Genomic DNA, 4112 nt, shown 5'->3' with positions numbered 1-4112 from the left:
TCGGCCACCGCTGCGCCTTCCTTCAGGAACTCGGGGTTGCTGACCACCGCGTACTCGCATTTCACGCCGCGCGCGGCGAGCGCCGCTTCGATGGTCGCGCGCACCTTGTCGGCCGTGCCCACCGGCACCGTGCTCTTGTCAATGACGACCTTGTAGTCGGTCATGCGCTCGCCGATGGCGCGGGCCGCGGCCACCACGTACTGCAGGTCGGCCGAGCCGTCTTCGTCGGGCGGCGTGCCCACGGCGATGAACTGCAGGGTGCCGTGAGCGACGGCGCGGTCCACGTCGGTCGTGAACTCCAGGCGCTTGGCGGCGGCGTTGCGCTGGACCACTTCTTGGAGACCCGGCTCGTGGATCGGGATGCCGCCGGTGTTGAGCAGGTCGATCTTGCGGGCGTCGAGATCCATGCACAGCACGTGGTTGCCCATCTCGGCCAGGCAAGCGCCGGTAACCAGGCCCACATAGCCGGTGCCCACCACGGTGATCTTCATGAATCAGGTCCTTGTCGAGTTTTCATTGCATCGGTTTTCGGAGCCAGCACAGCCGGTGTGTTCGCAGCAGCGGCAGCGCATTGACCAGCGCTGGCAAGCCGGCATGCAGACGCGCCGCGGTTCGTGCAATCGGCGGCGCCAGCGTGACGCGCCGTGCATGCAGGCGTGCCTGAGGAAAGAGGTGGCGCACGCGAGCGAGCGGCACGCCCCGCACGTCGGCGTTGCGCGGATTGTCTACGCAGAAGTCGTGCCACAGCACCCCGCCGCCCGGCCGCACCCAGCGCCACAGCGTCTCGGCCAGACGGGCCTGAGCGGTGTCGTCGAGCAGCGAGGAAAACACCGTGAAAACGAGCACTGCATCCTGACTGCCGGCCGCGATGTCGGCCTGGTTGGCATCGCCTTCGATCAGCCGGACCGCAGAGGGCAGCACCGCGCAGGCCGCCGTGATGCGCTCGGGCAGCAAGTCGATGCCTGCGACGCGCGCAGGTTCGGCACCGAGGCGCAGCAGGTCCAGCAGGTTGCCGCCGCTGCCGCAGCCGACCTCCAGCAGGTCGAGACCCTGCAGCCCACGCCAGCCGTGGGCGCTCCACAACGCCAGCATGACCCGCAGGCGCTCCTGCTGCGCCTGCAGCGCCGCGGGATCGAAGAGGCTGTAGCGCGCGGCGTCGGCTGCGGCGTCGCGGCGCGCATACCGCTGCGCGACGGCGGCGGCTTCGTCCGTGCCGGGCGGCGGCGTGCTCACTGGGGCACCCTACGCGCTGCGCTCGGTCCCGCGGAGCATGAGCACTTGAGGCGGTCCGGCGTGTGCATGGCGAACCCACACGTCACGACACTCCGGTCCCCCAAGGGGCCCCAGCCCAGCTGGGGGCGGCGCGGCGCCGGGCTCATCGCGTCAGCGTTCCGAAAGCGGGCGACGGCGTGCCGCGCCACAGCACGTCGAGCCAGCCGCGCAGGCTGCCGAGGCCATAAGCGAAATGCGTGGCAGCCATCACCGCCGGCAGTCGCGGCAGCAGCGCCATGCCGGCCCCACGCGCGATAGCCAACGAGGCGGCCGCGACATAAAGCGCATAGGCCAGCACCAGCAATGCCAGCGCGTCACGCGCCGCCGGCAGCAGCGGCGCAACGATCGCCGACATGCCCAGCAGCGCGACGAAGACGCCCGGCACCAGTTGCCGCAGCGAGGCCGCCCTGCCGTGCTTGCGCATCACGAAGGGCTTCCAGTAGCCGTACTGGAGCTGCTGGCGAAACAGCGCGCCGAGACTCGCTCGCGGCCGGTAGGCCGAGCGGATGCGCGCGCTCTGCCAGACGGTGGCGCCGCCGAGAACGAGGCGCAGGTTGTGTTCGTCGTCCTGGTTGCGCACGAGGCTTTCGTCGAAGCCGCCGAAGCGCTCGAAACTCGCGCGCGGCCAGCAGCCGAGGTAGACGGTATCGACCGGGCCTTCGTAGTCCAGATTGCGCGAGCGAGCGCCACCGGCGACCCAGCGGGACTGGAACGCGGCGGCGATGGCGCGTTGCGTTGCGCCGTCCCTGCCCTCACGCTCCGTCGCGCCGGCGCCCTCCCCGCGTTGCGTCGCGCCGCTTCCCATACCGCCTTGCGAGGCGCCCTCGCTACCCGCCCGCCACGGTCCGCCCACGTTGGCCGCCCCGCTTCGCGCCAGCGCGGCCAGGCATTCGGCGATGTAGTCGTCCGCATAGCCGGTGTGCAGGTCCATGCGCACGATGACCTCGCCGCGCGCGCGATGCAGGCAGCGGTTCAACCCGCAGGAGACGATGCGCGCCGGGTTGTCGACGAGCACGAAGCGGGAGTCGGCCGCGCAGCGCGCCGCGAGCAGTTCGCGCGTGCCGTCGTCGCTGCCGCCGTCGGCGATCAGCACTTCGAGCGCGACGCCTTCGGGCAGCCGCTGGCCGGCCAACTCGTCGCAAAAACCGGCGACGTGCGCCCGCTCGTTGCGGCACGGCGCGATCACGCTGACCACGCGCGGGAGGATGCCGCTCACGCCGGCTCCGGCGCGCGCAGCCGCAGCGAGTCGTACAACACCGCCATGCGCTCCATGTGCGTGCGCCGCGAAGCGCGCTGCACGGCGACCTCGCGGTTGCGCCGTCCCTGTTGCTCGGCGAAGGCGGGCTCGTCGGCAAGGCGAAGCAGGGCATCGGCCAGCGCGGCTTCGTCGCGCGGCGGCACCAGCAGGCCACTGGCCGCATCGATCCACTGCCGGTTGGCGGGCAGATCGCTCGCGACCACCGGCAGGCCGCAGGCCAGTGCTTCGAGCACCGAGACCGAGGTGGCGTCGCTGCTCGGCACGCTGACGGAGGCGCGCGCGCGCTGAAGGGTCTTGACCATGGCGGCGTCGTCGACGCGACCGGTGAAGCGCACGCTTTCGCCGAGCTTCAACTCGCGCGCCAGCGCCTGCAGCGAGGCCGCTTCAACCCCGCCGCCGAGCAGATGAAGCACCGCGTCCGTGCCCGGCCGTGCATTGCGCAGCCGAGCCCAGGCGCGCAGCAGCGTGTCGATGTTGTAGTTGGGCTCCCAGGCGCGCAGGCTCGCCACTTCGAAAACCGCTGAAGGCAGGCCCGGCCGGAAGCGCTCGGTGTCGGCGCCCCAAAGGATCTCTTCGCAGCGCGCCTTCACACCGTAGCCGCGGATCGCGGCCAGCATGTCCTGCGAGTCCGCGGTAATCAGCGCCGCACGGCGCAGGGTCCAGCCGACCAGGGCCGACATCGCGCCGCCGCGCCAACCCGACGCACGCGGGGTGACGAGGATGTCGCTGCCCCAGGCGGTGAGCACCAGCGGCACCGGCGGGCCGAGCAGCGATGCCGCCGCCGCCCACAGGCCGTAGGAGGTGACGTAGTGGCCATGAAGCCACTGCGGCGCGGCCCTGCGTGCCACGCGCTGCACCTCAGGCAAGGCGAGCAGCCAGCCGGCGGCATCCGCGCCGGGCGAGACGGCGATGACCTCGCTCGCGCCTGGCACATCGGCCGGGCGGCGCGTGGCCACCACGCAGTCGAAGCCGCGCACGGCGAGTTCGCGCACCCAGCGCTGCGTGTGGATGCTGCTCGCGTCGGCGAAAAACAGAATGCGTTTCATGGCGGCGCGGGCGGCGGCGTTGCCGAAGGCACAACCTCGCGTGCCCAGGCCTCGTAGGCGTCGCGCGCCTCGGGGCCGAAGGTTTCGGCATGACGCTCGATCCAGGCGCGGTCGAGCTCGCGCGTGTCGCCGACCACCCTTGCCGGCTGCCCTTCCAGCACTGCGAAATCGGGCACCTCGCCGCTCACGAAGCTGTAGGCGCGCACCAGCACGCCGCGGCCCAGACTCGTTCCCGGCGCGATCACGCTGTGCGGGCCGATGAAGCTCCAGGCGCCCAGGCGGCTGGGTTCGCGCTGCAGGCCGGCCGGCTCCGCATGGCCCCAGTAGCGCTCGCGCTCGAGGCGGACCGACAGGTGGCTGGAATGCGTGAGCACCGAGACGAAGTTGGTGATCTGGCAGCCCTCCTCGATCTCCAGGCCGCCGGAGGCGTCGATGAAGTTGAAATGACCGATAAAGACATGGTCGCCGAGCAGCAGGCGCGCGGGCGCCTCGATGCGCGCGTGGGTCGAGACGCGGCTGTGTGCGCGCAGCACACC

General features: G+C 71.4%; 5 protein-coding genes. All 5 read right to left on the bottom strand.

All coding sequences use genetic code 11. The features are described 5' to 3' along the window. Nucleotides 1-491: 2-dehydropantoate 2-reductase N-terminal domain-containing protein (locus H0W38_RS18015; protein WP_292456648.1), on the bottom strand; the 491-nt coding region annotated here is incomplete at its 3' end. Nucleotides 492-513: 22 nt separating this feature from the next. Next, nucleotides 514-1233, bottom strand: a complete 720-nt coding sequence (locus H0W38_RS18010; RefSeq protein ID WP_292456647.1) for a class I SAM-dependent methyltransferase — start codon at nucleotides 1231-1233, stop codon at nucleotides 514-516. A gap of 142 nt (nucleotides 1234-1375) precedes the next feature. Further along, nucleotides 1376-2479 (bottom strand): glycosyltransferase family 2 protein, encoded by a 1104-nt coding sequence (locus H0W38_RS18005; protein WP_292456651.1) that lies wholly within the window; start codon nucleotides 2477-2479, stop codon nucleotides 1376-1378. 5 nt (nucleotides 2480-2484) lie between these two features. Further along, a complete protein-coding gene (locus H0W38_RS18000; protein ID WP_292456644.1) occupies nucleotides 2485-3576 on the bottom strand; it encodes a glycosyltransferase in 1092 nt (363 codons plus the stop codon). Further along, nucleotides 3573-4112: acyltransferase (locus tag H0W38_RS17995; protein WP_292456642.1), on the bottom strand; the 540-nt coding region annotated here is incomplete at its 5' end. The genes H0W38_RS18000 and H0W38_RS17995, both read right to left, overlap by 4 nt.

This window comes from Methylibium sp. (assembly GCF_013817365.1).
Lineage (GTDB): Bacteria > Pseudomonadota > Gammaproteobacteria > Burkholderiales > Burkholderiaceae_C > Methylibium.
Note: the sequence above shows the minus strand (reverse complement) of the source record. Positions and strands in the feature narration are given on the sequence as shown.